The following is a 13,684-nucleotide window of genomic DNA, read 5'->3' as shown; positions in this document are numbered from 1 at the left end:
TCCTCTCCGCCCGGACCCTTACGCCATGACCCAGGACCAACTCAAGCAGGCCGTCGCCCAGGCCGCCGTCGACCTCATCGTCCCGCAGCTCAATGACCGCAGCATTGTCGGCGTCGGCACCGGCTCCACCGCCAACTACTTCATCGACCAGTTGGCCAAGCACAAGGGCGTCTTCGACGGCGCGGTGGCCAGTTCCGACGCCACGGCCGAACGCCTCAAAGGCCACGGCATTCCGGTGTATGACCTGAACACGGTGTCCGAGCTGGAGTTCTACGTCGATGGGGCCGACGAAACCAACAGCCATCTGGAGCTTATCAAGGGTGGTGGCGCGGCGCTGACCCGGGAGAAGATCGTCGCGGCAGTGGCCAAGACCTTCGTCTGCATCGCCGATGGCAGCAAGCTGGTCGATCGCCTCGGCGCCTTCCCACTGCCGGTGGAAGTCATTCCCATGGCGCGCAGCCATGTCGCTCGCGAGCTGGTCAAGCTGGGCGGCGATCCGGTCTATCGCGAAGGCGTGGTGACCGACAACGGCAACATCATCCTCGACGTGCACAACCTGGTGATCGGCTTCGCCCCGGATCTCGAAGCGCAGATCAACAACATCGTCGGCGTGGTCACCAACGGCCTGTTCGCGGCGCGCCCCGCCGATATTCTGCTACTCGGCACCAAGGATGGCGTACAGACGCTGAAGGCAGAGTAAGCAGGGGCAGCACGGCTAATCGCCCTTGCGGAATACGTAGAACAGATTCGGTTCGCTCACCAGATACAAGGTGCCGTCAGGCCCCATGGCAATGCCCTCGGCCTGCGGCACGTGCTTTTCAAGCCCGTGCTCGCCGGCCCTCAGCGACAGTGTGCTGATGGGTTTGCCGCGAGTATCCAGCTCGACGATCAAGCGCGACTCGTCCGACAGCGCCAGCAGGTGACCGGTCTGCTCGTCGTATTGCAGGCTGGAAAGGTCACGTACGAACAAACCGGCATCGCGCTCGGGATCCTCGCTGACGTGCACGGCCAGTGGCTGGCCATTTTCGGCATAGGGAAAGCCCTGGATCTCGTAGATGCGTACCGGGTCGCGCTCCTTGGCGACGAAAAGCCGATTGCCGGCGACGTCATAAGCCAATCCCTCAAAGCCCTTGTTGCCGTTCTGCCCGATACCGAGCGAAAACTGCTGGCTGGCCGCCGCGTCGATCCGCTCGGTGCGCTCGTCAACCTCCACGCGCAACAGGCGCTGCAGTCGCTCGTCACTGATTACATAGACGCCACGGGAGATATATTCGATCGCCTCCGGATCGCCGAATCCCGTCAGCGGAATGGCTCGCAACAGTTCCCCCTGAAGGCTGAGTTCGAGTAACTGTGGCGTGCCGTTGGTGATGGCGATCAGGCTGTCGCGGTCGGGATCGAAGGTCAGCGCCGACAGGTCGTCAGCGATACCCTCGACCTGCCGGGCCTGGATGACCGCCCGGTAGTCAGGGAGCCACAGTGAAGCCGCTTGGCGCGCATCGGCGTGGTACCACTGGGCAAGGTTGAACCAGGCACGCTCGAACGACTGGTAATGCAGGCCAGCCGCGATGACTACTAGCAGAGCGAGGCTGGCCAGCGCAGCCAGTATCTTGGAAGTACGACGCATGGAGCCACTCAGTAGCCGGAAGGGAAACGCGATTATCCACCGCCTCGCTTACCCGAAACTTAACGGGCGAAGCGAAACGCCATGAGCACACGGCGCGCCGGTGTCACCGCCGGCGGCTGAAGACGTAGAAGCGATTCGGCTCGCCAACGACGTAAATATCGCCGCGTTCGTCCATAGCTACACCCTCGGCTTGGTCAATGCCGTCCACCAGCCCGTTGAGCCCGCCGAACAGACTGATGAAGCTGCGTGGCCGGCCCTGCAGATCGAGCTCGACCAGCAGTCGCGACTCGTCAGACAGCATCAGCGTATGCCCGGTGCGTGGATCGACAGCCACCGATGAGATGTCGCGCACCAACAATGGCTGATCCGGCAGCGACTTCAGGGCTCCGGCGAGTCCACCGTCATCCGGTATCGACAGCTCGAACAGACCCTGTGGATCGCGCTCCTTGGATAGGAGCAGGCGCCGGGTGCGCGGGTTCCATGCCAGCCCCTCGAAGCCCTTGTTGCCGGCGCCCTCGAAGCCCAGGTCATAGCTGGCTATATCCGCGAGATCGACGCTCTCTACGTCCAGGGACAATCGGAACACCGCGACCAGCCGCCGACGCTCATCGACGATGGCCATGCGTCCATCGTCCAGCGCCTCGACCGCTTCGGGATCGGAGAAGCCGATTAACCGAACACGCCGAAGCACCACGCCACCGGGGGAGAACTCGATCAGCTGCGGGTTCCGCCCCGTTACGGTAAACAGAGTGCCTGTCGCAGGGTTCCAGGTCAGCCCCGAGGTCTGGTCGTCGTCCAGCCCCACCAGTGTCGTCTCCAGGACCAGCTCGTAGTCTGGCAACCAGATGCTGGCCGCGCGCTGTTTGGCATTCACCGACTGCTCTTGCCAGTAGAGTTCCAGCTGATTGTCCCAATGCAACAGCGCACCCGCTATCGCGGCGGCGGCGACGCAGAAAGCAAGCAGGGTATAGAGAAACCAGTGCAGACGTGGACGACGAGAAGGCTTGGCTGACATGGAAGGCTGATCCGAAGCGAGGCACGGATTACAGCACGGGGATCAGACGGGCGATACTGGCAAAACGCAGCCGGAGGGGTGTTGCACCCATCCGGCCAGACGGTTCAGAGCACGCGGCTTTCGAAACGCGACAGCCCGACCAGCTCCAGCGTCAGTTGGTCACCCTGACCAAGCGGGCCTACGCCAGCGGGCGTGCCGGTCAACACCACGTCGCCCGGCTGCAGGTTGAAATGACCGGCGATGTGCTGCAGCAGCGGAAGAATGGCATTGAGCATCTGACTGCTGTTACCGTCCTGGCGCACCTCACCGTTGATCGTCAGACGAATGCCGATATCAGTCAGGTCGCTTACCGCATCGCCTGGCACGAAGGGCGCCAACACACAGGCGCCGTCGAAGCTCTTGGCAATTTCCCACGGATGACCCTTTTCCTTCAGCTTGGCCTGTACGTCACGCAAGGTCAGGTCCAGCGCCGGGGCGAAGCCGGAGATCGCATCGCGTACTTCTTCCTCGTTCGGCTTTCGCGACAGCGGCTTGCCGATCAGCACCGCGATCTCCGCCTCGTAATGCACCGCACCACGATCGCTCGGAACGCTGAAGCCGCCTTCCAGCGGCACCGTGCAGCTGCCGGCCTTGATGAACAGAAGCGGCTCGGTCGGCACCGGATTGTTCAATTCCTTGGCATGCTCGGCATAGTTGCGGCCGATGCAGACCACCTTGCCCAGTGGGTAATGAATAGGTGTGCCGTCGGTGTATTGATGCTTGTAGTTCATTGCGGATTCCTCAGGGAGCAGCAAGCTGGAAGCGAATGGCCAAGCGCAGGCTTCAGGCTTCAGGCTTCAGGCTGAAAATTTTGCCCGGGTTCATGATGCCATTCGGGTCGAATGCCGCCTTGATCGCCTTCATGTAGCCGATCTCCGCCTCGGAGCGACTGTAGGTCAGGTAATCGCGCTTGGTCATGCCGACACCGTGTTCAGCGGAGATCGAGCCGTTGTATTTCTCGACTGTCTCGAACACCCATTTGTTGACCGCTGCGCACTTGTCGAAGAACTCTTCCTTGGCCAACGCCTCGGGCTTGAGAATGTTCAGGTGCAGGTTGCCGTCGCCGATGTGGCCGTACCAGAGCACCTCGAAATCAGGATAGTTGCGGGTGACGATGGCATCGATGTCAGCAAGGAAGGCCGGCACCTTTGAAACGGTCACGGAGATGTCGTTCTTGTAGGGCGTCCAGTGCGAGATGGTCTCGGAGATGTACTCGCGCAGCTTCCACAGGTTTTGCAGTTGCTGCTCGCTCTGACTCATCACGCCATCAACCACCCAGCCTTCGTTGACACAGTGCTCGAAGGTCGCCAGCGCCTGTTCGGCACGCTCCTCGGTGGTCGCTTCGAATTCCAGCAGCGCATAGAACGGCGTGCGCGTCTCGAACGGCGCCGGGATGTCGCCACGGCCGAGAATCTTGTCCAGGCATTTGTCGGAGAAGAACTCGAAGGCGGTCAGGTCCAGCTTGTCCTGGAAGGCATGTAGCACCGGCATGATCGATTCGAAGTCAGGCGTGCCCAGCACCATGGCGGTGAGGTTGGTCGGCTGACGCTCCAGGCGCATGGTCGCCTCGACCACGAAACCCAGCGTGCCTTCGGCGCCGATGAACAGCTGACGCAGGTCGTAGCCGGTGGCGTTCTTGATCAGGTCCTTGTTCAGCTCGAGCAGATCGCCCTTGCCGGTGACGACCTTCAGCCCGGCCACCCAATTGCGGGTCATGCCGTAGCGAATCACCTTGATCCCGCCGGCATTGGTGCCGATGTTACCGCCGATCTGGCTCGAGCCGGACGAGGCGAAATCCACCGGGTAGTAGAGGCCCTTGTCTTCGGCGAACTGCTGCAGCTGAGCGGTGATCACACCCGGCTGACAAACGACGGTGCGGTCCATCTCGTCGAAGGCGAGGATCTGGTTCATGTAATCGAAGGAGACCACCACCTCGCCACTAGCGGCGACCGCCGCGGCGGAGAGGCCGGTACGCCCGCCGGAGGGCACCAGGGCGACCTGGCGCTCGTTGGCCCAACGCACGATAGCCTGTACCTGCTCGACCGTTTTCGGAAACACGATAGCCGAGGGTGCCGGAGCGAATTGCTTGGTCCAGTCCTTGCCATAGGTATTCAGCGAATCGGCATCGGTCAGCACCTTGCCGGGCTCGACCAGGGTCTTCAGCTCGTCGATCAGGGCGGGATCGGTCATCTTGGGAACTCTCATTCGATTCATGGTCATCCTGAGTACGCTTCAGCTCAGGACATAGGGTGTTTCGAGGGGCCCGTATGCTAGCATACGCACCCTTTTGAAACGTGCCTCGGCAGACTCCCGACACCGCTGATACCGGGTCGGCCAGCCTTCGCTGGACACTTCGTCCTACCCTTCGGCCTTAAGGTTTAAATGCAGATGAGCCAGACCTCACTCGACAAGAGCAAGATCAAGTTCCTTCTTCTCGAAGGCGTTCACCAGAACGCTGTCGACACCCTCAAGGCCGCCGGCTACTCCAACATCGAGTACCTCAAGACCGCGCTGACCGATGCGGAGCTGAAGGAGAAGATCGCCGACGCCCATTTCATCGGCATCCGGTCGCGCACCCAGCTCACCGAGGAAGTCTTCGATGCCGCCAAGAAGCTGATCGCCGTCGGCTGTTTCTGCATCGGCACCAACCAGGTCGACCTCAACGCCGCCCGCGAGCGCGGTATCGCGGTGTTCAACGCGCCCTATTCCAATACCCGTTCGGTGGCCGAGCTGGTGCTCGCCGAAGCTATTCTGCTGCTGCGCGGCATCCCGGAGAAGAGCGCCTCCTGCCACCGCGGGGGCTGGATCAAGTCCGCCGCCAACTCCTTCGAGATTCGCGGCAAAAAGCTGGGCATTATCGGTTACGGCTCCATCGGCACCCAGCTGTCGGTACTGGCCGAAAGCCTCGGCATGCAGGTCTATTTCTATGACGTGGTGACCAAGCTGCCGCTGGGCAACGCCACGCAGATCGGCTCGCTGTACGAACTGCTGGGCATGTGCGACATCGTCTCCCTGCACGTGCCGGAACTGCCGTCTACCCAGTGGATGATCGGTGAGAAGGAAATCCGCGCGATGAAAAAGGGCGGCATCCTGATCAACGCCGCCCGCGGCACTGTGGTCGAGCTGGATCACCTGGCCGCAGCGATCAAGGACGAACACCTCATCGGCGCCGCGATCGACGTGTTCCCGGTCGAGCCGAAGTCCAACGAAGAAGAGTTCGAAAGCCCACTGCGTGGCCTGGATCGCGTGATCCTGACCCCGCATATCGGCGGCTCAACGGCCGAAGCACAGGCCAACATCGGCCTGGAAGTCGCCGAAAAGCTGGTCAAGTACAGCGACAACGGCACCTCGGTGTCCTCGGTCAACTTCCCGGAGGTGGCCCTGCCGTCGCACCCGGGCAAGCATCGCCTGCTGCACATCCACGAGAACATCCCCGGCGTGATGAGCGAAATCAACAAGGTGTTCGCCGACAACGGCATCAACATCTGCGGCCAGTTCCTGCAGACCAACGAGCGCGTCGGCTACGTGGTGATCGACGTCGATGCGGAATATTCGGATCTGGCCCTGGAAAAGCTCCAGCAAGTCAACGGCACCATCCGCAGCCGCGTCCTGTTCTAAGCGGAACGCCAGCGAAAAAGGGAGGCTTCGGCCTCCCTTTTTATTACCAGTTGTTCTGCTATCAGCTGGCTGGCGCGGATTTGGTGCCGGCACCAGTGCCGCGGGGTTCGGGCCGTTCCGAGGGGGACCGACGCTCGATGGGCTCCACCGGTGGCATTGCGGGCGGCGCATCGAGAGTCGGCGGGCGTGGCTGGCTCGGGGTGTCGTCCTGACGCTCGATGACCTCCTGTCGCGGCTCGCGATTGTCCAGCGGATGCTCGCGGCTTTTTTCCGGCAGGGTCGGGCCGGTGCCGGTTGCCAACACGGCAGATGCCAATACCAGGCCCGCAACCAAGATCGGAAGACGCAGATCCATGGCTCACCTCCTGAAAATAAGGCAGCTTGGGCGCCTCGCGTCAGTGGAACAGATCGCCAGTCATCAGCGCTGCCTGAAAGCGAAAAAGCCCCGACCAGTGGCCGGGGCTTTGATCTAGCTGCACCGCATCAGTTGCCCGTGCCACCAGAGCTGCCAGTGCCGGAACCAGTTCCCGTACCGGTTGCACTGTTTCCAGTACCCGTGGTGTTGCCCACGCTGGTACCGGTGCCAGTGCCGGGCCCTGCTTCGGCTCCGGACTCGGTGGTAGTACCTGCACCGGTCGTCATGCCCGAGCGGTTGGTGTCGTCGGTGGTTTTGCCATCCATCGACTCCTGCATGGTTTCGCTGCTGGTGGCACTGTCGTTGTCAGCTGTGCCCGCTGCGAAGACACCCGTGGACATCAGACCCGCCAGAGTTAAAGCAGCTATTTTTGACATTTGCATTTCGCTCTCCTCATTCCATGGGTTACATCTATTCGAGCATCCGGCTACCGCAGGGGTTGCATCGGAGGCCATGGAATTTCTGCCTCGACCGGTCCAAACGGCCGTGTCAGCTGCCCTCGGCACGCCTACCGTTCGTCGTCAAATTACGGCCACGACCGCTCGTCGCCCCAATATCGCCTTGGAGAACCCTCCACGCTCGCTTCAGCGCAGCAGTTGCCACAACGAAATGCCCACGCCAGCCATGCTTTCTCCAGCAACCAGCCCGGCTGCGGCCACGATCACGAATCGTTCGGCGAGGCTGCCCCAACGCGCGGCGAACAGCCAAGCCAATAGCGAGCCGAACGCCATCATCAGCGAAATCGACGCGGGGATGATGAAGGCCAGCCCCAGCGCCGCGGAACTCGGCAACCAACGCAGCCTTGAGATGGGCAACAGCCCTTCCAGTGCTCCGAGCACGGAACCGATCAGCGCGCCGACCGCCATCGCCCAGCGTATGTCGGTGCCGATCGAGTCCATTCCGGCGGTAAGGGTTTCGGCCACGGCCTTCCAGGTAGCCACCGCAGGCGCGGGCCATTCGGTGGTGATCAACATCGCCTGTGGATCAGGGATCAGCAGCTGGTAGACGGTTACCCCGACCAGACTGCCAACCAGAATCCCCAAGCATTGCGCAACGGCCTGGCGCGACGGCGCCGCGCCGATGGCATGGCCTACCTTGAAGTCGTTGAGCAGATCTGTGCACTGCCCTGCCGCACCGCCAGCAGTGTTGGCACTCATCAGATTGATTGCCACCTGGCCGGGCGCGATCACGCCAAAGCTCAGTTGCGACAACTGACCGATGGCGCCGATCGGAGGAATGCCTGTGCTCCCCACTACCCGCGCCGCCACCATGGCCAGCAGGACGGCCAGCGGAATGGACAATGCCGCCATCAGCAAATGGATATCGAACAGCATGATTTGCATGGCTACCACCAACAGCGCGGCTGATGCCAGGCCAAGCAGTGGCACTTTTTCGGGTCGAGTCAGCTTCACTCGCCGTGTCGAATCTTCCCGGTGCGCTTGCAGCATGCGCAAGCCAAGCGATGTCAAAGTAGCGCACACCATCAGGCTCACACCCGGCCAGAGCAACCATTCGATCAACAACGCGAACTGTGGGCCGCTGGCATTCGCCGGCATCGCCACCAGTCCTTCGGCGATCAACCAGGGCGAGAGCATTCCCCAGGCCAATACGGAGCCGAGCAACAGCGATAACCCGACCCGCAGCCCGATGATCCCCCCGAAGCCCAGCAGCAGCAGTGATGGCTCGAGGCTGAACGTCAACCGCTCCAGCTGGGGTCCCGGTGCCCAGCGCGGCAACGACCACAGCAGGCTGTCGACCAGTTTGCTCAGCGCCGCCAGCAATGCGGCGACACTGAGCACCAGCAGACGTCTCGTCGCTTCGGCGCCGTGGCTATAGATCTGCTGCATGGTCGCCAACGTTGCCATCCCCTCGGGGAACCGCAAACCACCTTCAACGATCAGCGATGGCCGTAGATACCAGGCCACCCAGATGCCGAGGAAGCTCACCGAGAACACCCAGGCCATCAACGGCAACGTGTCCAGTTGCTGACCGGTGATCATCGTGTAAGCGGGTATCGGCGCCACCAGCCCGCTGGAGATGATCGAGGCCGCGGACGAAGCGGCGGTCTGGTTGATATTACTCTCCTGCAGCGACCAGGCCGGTCGCCGCATGGCTCGCGCCAGGCTCTGCCAGAAGGCGAAGCCGATCAGCAACGCGATGATCGACATGTTGAAAGACCAGCCGATCTTGAGTCCCGAATAGACGTTCGATGGTGTCAGCAGGGCGCCGAGCAGCAGGCCCGTAAGCAATGCACGGAGAGTCAGTTCGCGTGGGGTTTCGCTCATGCCGGCTCCATCGAATGGGTGATTGACTCACCTTAGCCCATCCAGTCCCCCCGACCGCCTAAACAACCACTCGTCGGTTTGTCTTCGCGCCAGCGCAGATCGACCCTCAATCGCAGCGTAAACGCTGAACTTCATCATTTTACGTCGGTCGTTTAGTAACTTTTCTACGCGGTATAACGGCACCCAAACCAAGGATTGAACATGGACGAAGCGGATCTCACCCACCAGGAACGTAACCGGCCCACCGTCACCCTGCTTACCGGCAACGAACTGCTGGGGCTTTTTTTCAAACATTTTCTTGGCGAACAGGCTCAGTTGGACGTGGCGCTGGCCGGGCTCGAAAAGACCGCCAGAGAGACCACCGATCTCTATCTGGTCGACGCGGGCAATAGCCAGACCGAGCAACTCTCGGCGCTGCTCGATCGGCTCGATGAGCAGACGCCCGTAGCGCTGGTGAATATCGCACCCGAACAGGCCGAGCACCTGGTGGACAAGCACCCCGGCATTCGCGGTGTGTTCTACAGCCATGCTACCCGCGAACATCTGCTCGATGGCATTCAGGTACTGCTCGATGGTGGCGACTGGTTGCCACGAGTACTGACCGAGCGCCTGCTCGGTCAATGGCGGCGCATGCGCCAGCTGGCCGGTAGCAAACCGTCGCTGACCCTACGCGAGCGCGAGATTCTCAGCCTCGCCGGCAAGGGACTATCCAACGCGGAAATTGCCGAGCAGCTGTGCCTGAGTCCGCACACTATCAAGAGCCATATTCACAACCTGCTGCGCAAGATCGGCGCCTCCAACCGTGCCGAAGCGGCCTTCCTGCTGCGCGGCAGGCTGGACTGGTCCGAGTCGTGCCACGCCTGACGCTCGGCCTGCTCCTGTGCCTGCTGCTCAGCCCGCTACAGGCGCAGGAGGAGGAGCCGCAGGAACAGGCGGAAGCCGAGGCGGAGCTGAGCGGCCTGATTATCGATAACACGATCACCCGCTTCGGCCATGACTTTCACCGTTACCTGAGCTTCCAGCTGCAAGACGCCAGTGAGCTCGAAAACGACCTGGTGATTCGTGAACGCCCCTCGGCGCGCTGGGGCAGCCTGGTCTGGGTGGAGTACGGCCAGCGCACCGTTTATCGCCGATTCCTGCAGCCCAACGTTGCGGAGATCGAGTCGATCGCCGAGCAGGCGGCACAACTCGTGTTGGAAGAGATCAACCGCAGCAAACTGCAGAATCTGCTCCAAGACACGTTCGACATGGATCGCGATGAACTCTGAACTGACAGAAGGATTAATCCGTCCCACTCATCGCGCAACGGCTGCTTTGAACCGTTCGATGGATGTTCACCGCTTCGTGTTCAGTCAAGAATCCGAGCAATCTTTCGAGGTGCCCGCATGGATCGTTTAGCCTTGTTTCGCCGCGGCTTGCTTGCCGCCCTGCTGCTTACTGGCCACGCCTCGCTTCATGCAGCGGACCTGCTGGACAATGGCGATCTCGCCGAGGGCTCGCTCAGCCTGGAAAACCCGGCAGCACTTACGCTTCAGCTGCCCGCCGGCCAGGCCGCCCAAGTACTGCAGCAAGGCAACGACAATCTGGCCGATCTCAGGCAGATCGGCGGACACCAACTGGCCAGCATTGTCCAACAGGGCAGCGATCAGCAGGCCTTCATTCTTCAGCAAGGCGAAAACCAGCTCGCCAGCATCCTCCAGATCGGCCAGGGCAACCTGGCCGAGATCACCCAGATCGGCAGCGACAACCAAGCCGCAATCGCCCAAGTCGGTTCCAACAACAACGCCAGCATCGAACAAGTGGGCAGTGGCCTGAGCAGCAGCGTCATTCAATACGGAAGCGGTCAGCAGATTCAGATCGTCCAACACTAGAACAAAGGGAATTTCCATGCGCAGCCGCCTGCCACTCGTTGCACTCGCCCTCCTGCTGGCTGCTACCAGCGAACTCCATGCTGACAACAGCGCACATATCGATCAGACCGGCACGGATAACTCCGCCATCGTCGATCAGACCGGTTCGCTCAACGAAGCGCTGATCAGGCAGAACGGCACGAGCAATACCGGCACGATCTACCAGCTCGAGGCCGGCGAGTCGAACCAAGCCGCTATCGTGCAGCTCGGCAGCGACAACGATGCGTCCATCTATCAGGGGCCTGAAAGTCACTTCGCCAGTGCCAGCGTGTATCAGCAAGGCACAGGTAACCGCGCCGAGGTCGAGCAAACCTGGTATGCCAACGAGCTGCAGATCAGCAGCATCGGCGACGGTAATTACGTATCCGGCGTCCAACAAGGATTCGCTCAGGCCGAAGCGCGTCAGATCGGTAACGACAATTCGGTGACATTTACCCAAGACGGCATCTACCACGGCACCCAGCTGGCCGTTTACCAGGTCGGTGACGAAAACCGGGCTACCATCGACCAGGGCGACGCTGGCCACCTGACACTCGCCCAAAATGGCAATCGGAACAGTGCGCAGATCAGCCAGAACACGCTGTTCGGCGAGGTCATGTTCAATCAGGCGGGCGACGACAACCTGCTGGTCATCGAACAAAGCGGGCGAGGCCATGATTTCAGGGGTTCAACGACCGGGAATGGCAATAGCGTCGAACTGGTGCAATGGTTCGATGGCAACCAGGCAAGCGTCGTACAGAACGGCGACGGCAACCTGGCCGATGTCCGCCAACTGGCCGAATACAACGAAGCCCGCGTCAGCCAGATCGGGACGGCGAACGAGGCGGTAATCATTCAGAGCGCCGCGGGCATGCACGCCGTGATCCAGCAGTCGGGCAGCGGCAACCAAGCCACCATCGTTCAGCAATAAGCCGCATTGGCTGAACCGCGGGTCGTCCATCCATGCTTACGCTCACCCTGGCGACCTTGATGCTCACAGCCGCCGCGCCGGTCCAGGCGCATCTGGAGCTGAGCCCTGACGACGATCGGCTTCGGTTGCGATTGTGCTTCAGCAGCTCGGAACCCCGCCCACTCACCTACCAGCTCGAAGTGCGTACTAGCGGGCGCGCCGGTACCAGCCGCAGCCGCCAATCAGGCGAGCTTGTCAGCGGACCCGTGGCGCAATGTCCACTGAATAATCGTCTCGGTTTATCAGACGATAGTCGAATCGAGGCGACGCTGACCTGGTCCGTCGATGGCGAAGAACAGCCACCGCTGCACCAGGCCTACCCCTCGACTCAACCGACCGGCCCGGCACCTCCTGAACCGGCCCCGACGCCGATCGAACAACCGCAGGCACCTGACGAATTGTTTGTCGACACCGACTCACACCTGCGATAGCCGCAGCGACTCGTTGCGCGTGAGACGGCGTCCGACCTCGATGCCCTTCAACTCGACGTAGTGGTACGTCAAGGTCGATACCGCCAGCACCATCGCCAACTCCAGCAGCGTCAGCAAATCATCAATTAGCAGGCTACCCGAACTGATATATCGCATGATCTGGTCGCTGTCCGGTTGATGCAGGATGACCGTGTAGTCTGCTCCGGTGAGTTTGGACAACACCACCGCGGCGCTGGTGAAGGCAAAGATTACCGCCGCGTGGGTCAGGTAGATGGAAAAGGACAACTCTCCCAGGCGGGCGAAACCACGCCGCTGCAGCAATTGCGACACCGCGCCGCGCTCATGGGCAAATACCAGCACCACCAGGCAGAACAGCAAACTGGCGATGATGCCCTGATGCGGTGCCTCGTGGGTGAGCGTGCGGTATACAAGCAGCAGGCAGAGCAACTCAAGCACGCTGAAGAATAGCCGGTCGTCCAGACGACTGATCGCCGGCTCCAGACGTCGATAGAGCCGATAGGTCAGGGCGCCGGCGAAGAAGCACGAAGCGCCACGCCAGATGAATGGCTTGATCACATCCAGCTCGACATACAGGGCCGCGAAGGACACCAGCGTGGCCAACGCCAGTATCTGCCCGCAGTAACGTGGAGCGCACAACATCACCAAGCCCAGCAGCATGTACAGGTAGTATTCGATGCTGATGCTCCACGCTGGGGTATTGAACGAGAGGCTATTGAAATTGCTGATCCAGCTTTGCAGCAGCAAGGCATTGGGCAGGATTTCGCTCGGGGCGGTCTTGCCGCTGAACGCCGGGTCGTTGAACGAGAATCCATGGTGCTCGGCCCAGAGCTTGCCGAACTCCAAGCCTATGAAGACGACCAGCATCAGGAGATGCAGCGGATACAGGCGGAATGTCCGGCTGATGACGAAGCGTTTCAGCATCGGTGGGTCGAACTCGCGGGTACCGTACGCATGGAACATGACGAAACCACTGAGCACGAAGAAGAACTCGACGAATAAATCAGCGTGCCGAAAGAAGCTGAGCTCGGAGAAACTCAGCAGAATCTGGGTATGGAACAACACCACCGCAACGGCACAAACACCACGAAAGCTATCCAATGCGACAAAGCGCTTCATTCCTTCACCTTTCTCGACGTCGAGACATACCGCTGCACTATGCTTGTGCAGGCTTCCTAGCCAACGAAATAAACGCCGGAAACTTCCGAGCCAGACTGAGATCAATTGGCCATCAAAAGAGTTCCGGGTTTTCGATAGCGAGCTGCGGATTTTCCGAAAGGCTCAGGCTGGACGCCGGCACGGTTTACCCGTACGGTCCATAACCGGTTCTTACATCATGCGCGCCCATGGCGACCGCAATGATCAAAGCTATCGCCGCTA

At 61.1% G+C, this 13,684-nt stretch carries 15 protein-coding genes; 7 read left to right on the top strand and 8 right to left on the bottom strand.

What is annotated here, in order from left to right:
• The first annotated feature begins 25 nt into the window (after positions 1 to 25).
• A complete protein-coding gene (gene rpiA / locus MCB86_RS04565) occupies positions 26 to 700 on the top strand; it encodes a ribose-5-phosphate isomerase RpiA (protein ID WP_045160312.1) in 675 nt (224 codons plus the stop codon).
• Between the two features lie 15 nt (positions 701 to 715).
• Here the strand turns inward: rpiA and MCB86_RS04560 are convergent, their stop codons facing one another.
• The 4 genes from MCB86_RS04560 to MCB86_RS04545 all read right to left on the bottom strand — a co-directional run bounded on the left by MCB86_RS04560 (position 716) and on the right by MCB86_RS04545 (position 4,868).
• Positions 716 to 1,624 (bottom strand): SdiA-regulated domain-containing protein, encoded by a 909-nt coding sequence (locus tag MCB86_RS04560; RefSeq protein ID WP_239610053.1) that lies wholly within the window; start codon positions 1,622 to 1,624, stop codon positions 716 to 718.
• 103 nt (positions 1,625 to 1,727) lie between these two features.
• A complete protein-coding gene (locus MCB86_RS04555; protein ID WP_239610051.1) occupies positions 1,728 to 2,639 on the bottom strand; it encodes an SdiA-regulated domain-containing protein in 912 nt (303 codons plus the stop codon).
• Between the two features lie 104 nt (positions 2,640 to 2,743).
• The gene (locus tag MCB86_RS04550) at positions 2,744 to 3,409 is read right to left on the bottom strand and encodes a fumarylacetoacetate hydrolase family protein (RefSeq protein WP_045160309.1); all 666 of its coding nucleotides are present in this window, start codon (positions 3,407 to 3,409) and stop codon (positions 2,744 to 2,746) included.
• Between the two features lie 52 nt (positions 3,410 to 3,461).
• Positions 3,462 to 4,868 (bottom strand): FAD-binding oxidoreductase, encoded by a 1,407-nt coding sequence (locus tag MCB86_RS04545; protein WP_239610048.1) that lies wholly within the window; start codon positions 4,866 to 4,868, stop codon positions 3,462 to 3,464.
• Between the two features lie 198 nt (positions 4,869 to 5,066).
• Here MCB86_RS04545 and serA point away from each other — a divergent pair, with 198 nt between their 5' ends.
• Entirely contained in the window at positions 5,067 to 6,296 is a 1,230-nt protein-coding gene (gene serA / locus MCB86_RS04540) for a phosphoglycerate dehydrogenase (RefSeq protein WP_045160351.1), read from the top strand.
• Positions 6,297 to 6,357: 61 nt separating this feature from the next.
• On the opposite strand, the gene MCB86_RS04535 is transcribed toward serA, so the two are convergent.
• The 3 genes from MCB86_RS04535 to MCB86_RS04525 form a co-directional block, all read right to left on the bottom strand.
• The gene (locus tag MCB86_RS04535; RefSeq protein WP_239610046.1) at positions 6,358 to 6,651 is read right to left on the bottom strand and encodes a hypothetical protein; all 294 of its coding nucleotides are present in this window, start codon (positions 6,649 to 6,651) and stop codon (positions 6,358 to 6,360) included.
• Positions 6,652 to 6,779: 128 nt separating this feature from the next.
• Positions 6,780 to 7,094 carry a hypothetical protein gene (locus MCB86_RS04530; RefSeq protein WP_155397584.1) on the bottom strand — a complete coding sequence of 105 codons (315 nt, stop codon included), beginning with the start codon at positions 7,092 to 7,094 and terminating at the stop codon, positions 6,780 to 6,782.
• A 201-nt stretch (positions 7,095 to 7,295) separates the two neighbouring features.
• A complete protein-coding gene (locus MCB86_RS04525) occupies positions 7,296 to 8,996 on the bottom strand; it encodes an OPT family oligopeptide transporter (RefSeq protein WP_239610043.1) in 1,701 nt (566 codons plus the stop codon).
• Positions 8,997 to 9,197: 201 nt separating this feature from the next.
• Here MCB86_RS04525 and MCB86_RS04520 point away from each other — a divergent pair, with 201 nt between their 5' ends.
• The 5 genes from MCB86_RS04520 to csgH all read left to right on the top strand — a co-directional run bounded on the left by MCB86_RS04520 (position 9,198) and on the right by csgH (position 12,286).
• Positions 9,198 to 9,860: a response regulator transcription factor gene (locus MCB86_RS04520; protein WP_196298626.1), complete on the top strand. Its 663-nt coding sequence runs from the start codon at positions 9,198 to 9,200 to the stop codon at positions 9,858 to 9,860.
• Complete coding sequence (locus MCB86_RS04515; RefSeq protein ID WP_045160304.1) at positions 9,848 to 10,264, top strand: curli production assembly/transport protein CsgE; 417 nt, start codon at positions 9,848 to 9,850, stop codon at positions 10,262 to 10,264. The genes MCB86_RS04520 and MCB86_RS04515 overlap by 13 nt, the downstream gene beginning before the upstream one ends.
• A gap of 117 nt (positions 10,265 to 10,381) precedes the next feature.
• Entirely contained in the window at positions 10,382 to 10,867 is a 486-nt protein-coding gene (locus MCB86_RS04510) for a curli production assembly protein CsgB (protein ID WP_239610041.1), read from the top strand.
• Between the two features lie 16 nt (positions 10,868 to 10,883).
• A complete protein-coding gene (locus tag MCB86_RS04505) occupies positions 10,884 to 11,816 on the top strand; it encodes a hypothetical protein (protein WP_239610039.1) in 933 nt (310 codons plus the stop codon).
• Positions 11,817 to 11,848: 32 nt separating this feature from the next.
• Positions 11,849 to 12,286 carry a curli-like amyloid fiber formation chaperone CsgH gene (gene csgH, locus MCB86_RS04500; protein WP_239610037.1) on the top strand — a complete coding sequence of 146 codons (438 nt, stop codon included), beginning with the start codon at positions 11,849 to 11,851 and terminating at the stop codon, positions 12,284 to 12,286.
• Here the strand turns inward: csgH and MCB86_RS04495 are convergent.
• The gene (locus MCB86_RS04495) at positions 12,272 to 13,423 is read right to left on the bottom strand and encodes an acyltransferase (RefSeq protein ID WP_239610035.1); all 1,152 of its coding nucleotides are present in this window, start codon (positions 13,421 to 13,423) and stop codon (positions 12,272 to 12,274) included. The genes csgH and MCB86_RS04495 overlap by 15 nt on opposite strands.
• Positions 13,424 to 13,684: the final 261 nt, after the last annotated feature.

It is taken from the genome of Pseudomonas sp. KSR10, from assembly GCF_022355455.1.
In the GTDB taxonomy this organism is placed as follows: domain Bacteria; phylum Pseudomonadota; class Gammaproteobacteria; order Pseudomonadales; family Pseudomonadaceae; genus Stutzerimonas; species Stutzerimonas stutzeri_E.
The sequence above is the reverse complement of the archived record's forward strand: the minus strand, read 5'-3'. Positions and strand labels throughout refer to the sequence as shown.

What these genes read in the sequence shown, in the direction of transcription:
- MCB86_RS04510 (WP_239610041.1), top strand. Translation starts at nt 10,382, where the DNA reads ATGGATCGTTTAGCCTTGTTTCGCCGCGGCTTGCTTGCCGCCCTGCTG.
- MCB86_RS04545 (WP_239610048.1), bottom strand. Translation starts at nt 4,868, where the DNA reads ATGACCGATCCCGCCCTGATCGACGAGCTGAAGACCCTGGTCGAGCCC.
- MCB86_RS04535 (WP_239610046.1), bottom strand. Translation starts at nt 6,651, where the DNA reads ATGGATCTGCGTCTTCCGATCTTGGTTGCGGGCCTGGTATTGGCATCT.
- MCB86_RS04555 (WP_239610051.1), bottom strand. Translation starts at nt 2,639, where the DNA reads ATGTCAGCCAAGCCTTCTCGTCGTCCACGTCTGCACTGGTTTCTCTAT.
- MCB86_RS04550 (WP_045160309.1), bottom strand. Translation starts at nt 3,409, where the DNA reads ATGAACTACAAGCATCAATACACCGACGGCACACCTATTCATTACCCA.
- MCB86_RS04525 (WP_239610043.1), bottom strand. Translation starts at nt 8,996, where the DNA reads ATGAGCGAAACCCCACGCGAACTGACTCTCCGTGCATTGCTTACGGGC.
- MCB86_RS04495 (WP_239610035.1), bottom strand. Translation starts at nt 13,423, where the DNA reads ATGAAGCGCTTTGTCGCATTGGATAGCTTTCGTGGTGTTTGTGCCGTT.
- rpiA (WP_045160312.1), top strand. Translation starts at nt 26, where the DNA reads ATGACCCAGGACCAACTCAAGCAGGCCGTCGCCCAGGCCGCCGTCGAC.
- csgH (WP_239610037.1), top strand. Translation starts at nt 11,849, where the DNA reads ATGCTTACGCTCACCCTGGCGACCTTGATGCTCACAGCCGCCGCGCCG.
- MCB86_RS04520 (WP_196298626.1), top strand. Translation starts at nt 9,198, where the DNA reads ATGGACGAAGCGGATCTCACCCACCAGGAACGTAACCGGCCCACCGTC.
- MCB86_RS04560 (WP_239610053.1), bottom strand. Translation starts at nt 1,624, where the DNA reads ATGCGTCGTACTTCCAAGATACTGGCTGCGCTGGCCAGCCTCGCTCTG.
- MCB86_RS04530 (WP_155397584.1), bottom strand. Translation starts at nt 7,094, where the DNA reads ATGCAAATGTCAAAAATAGCTGCTTTAACTCTGGCGGGTCTGATGTCC.
- MCB86_RS04505 (WP_239610039.1), top strand. Translation starts at nt 10,884, where the DNA reads ATGCGCAGCCGCCTGCCACTCGTTGCACTCGCCCTCCTGCTGGCTGCT.
- serA (WP_045160351.1), top strand. Translation starts at nt 5,067, where the DNA reads ATGAGCCAGACCTCACTCGACAAGAGCAAGATCAAGTTCCTTCTTCTC.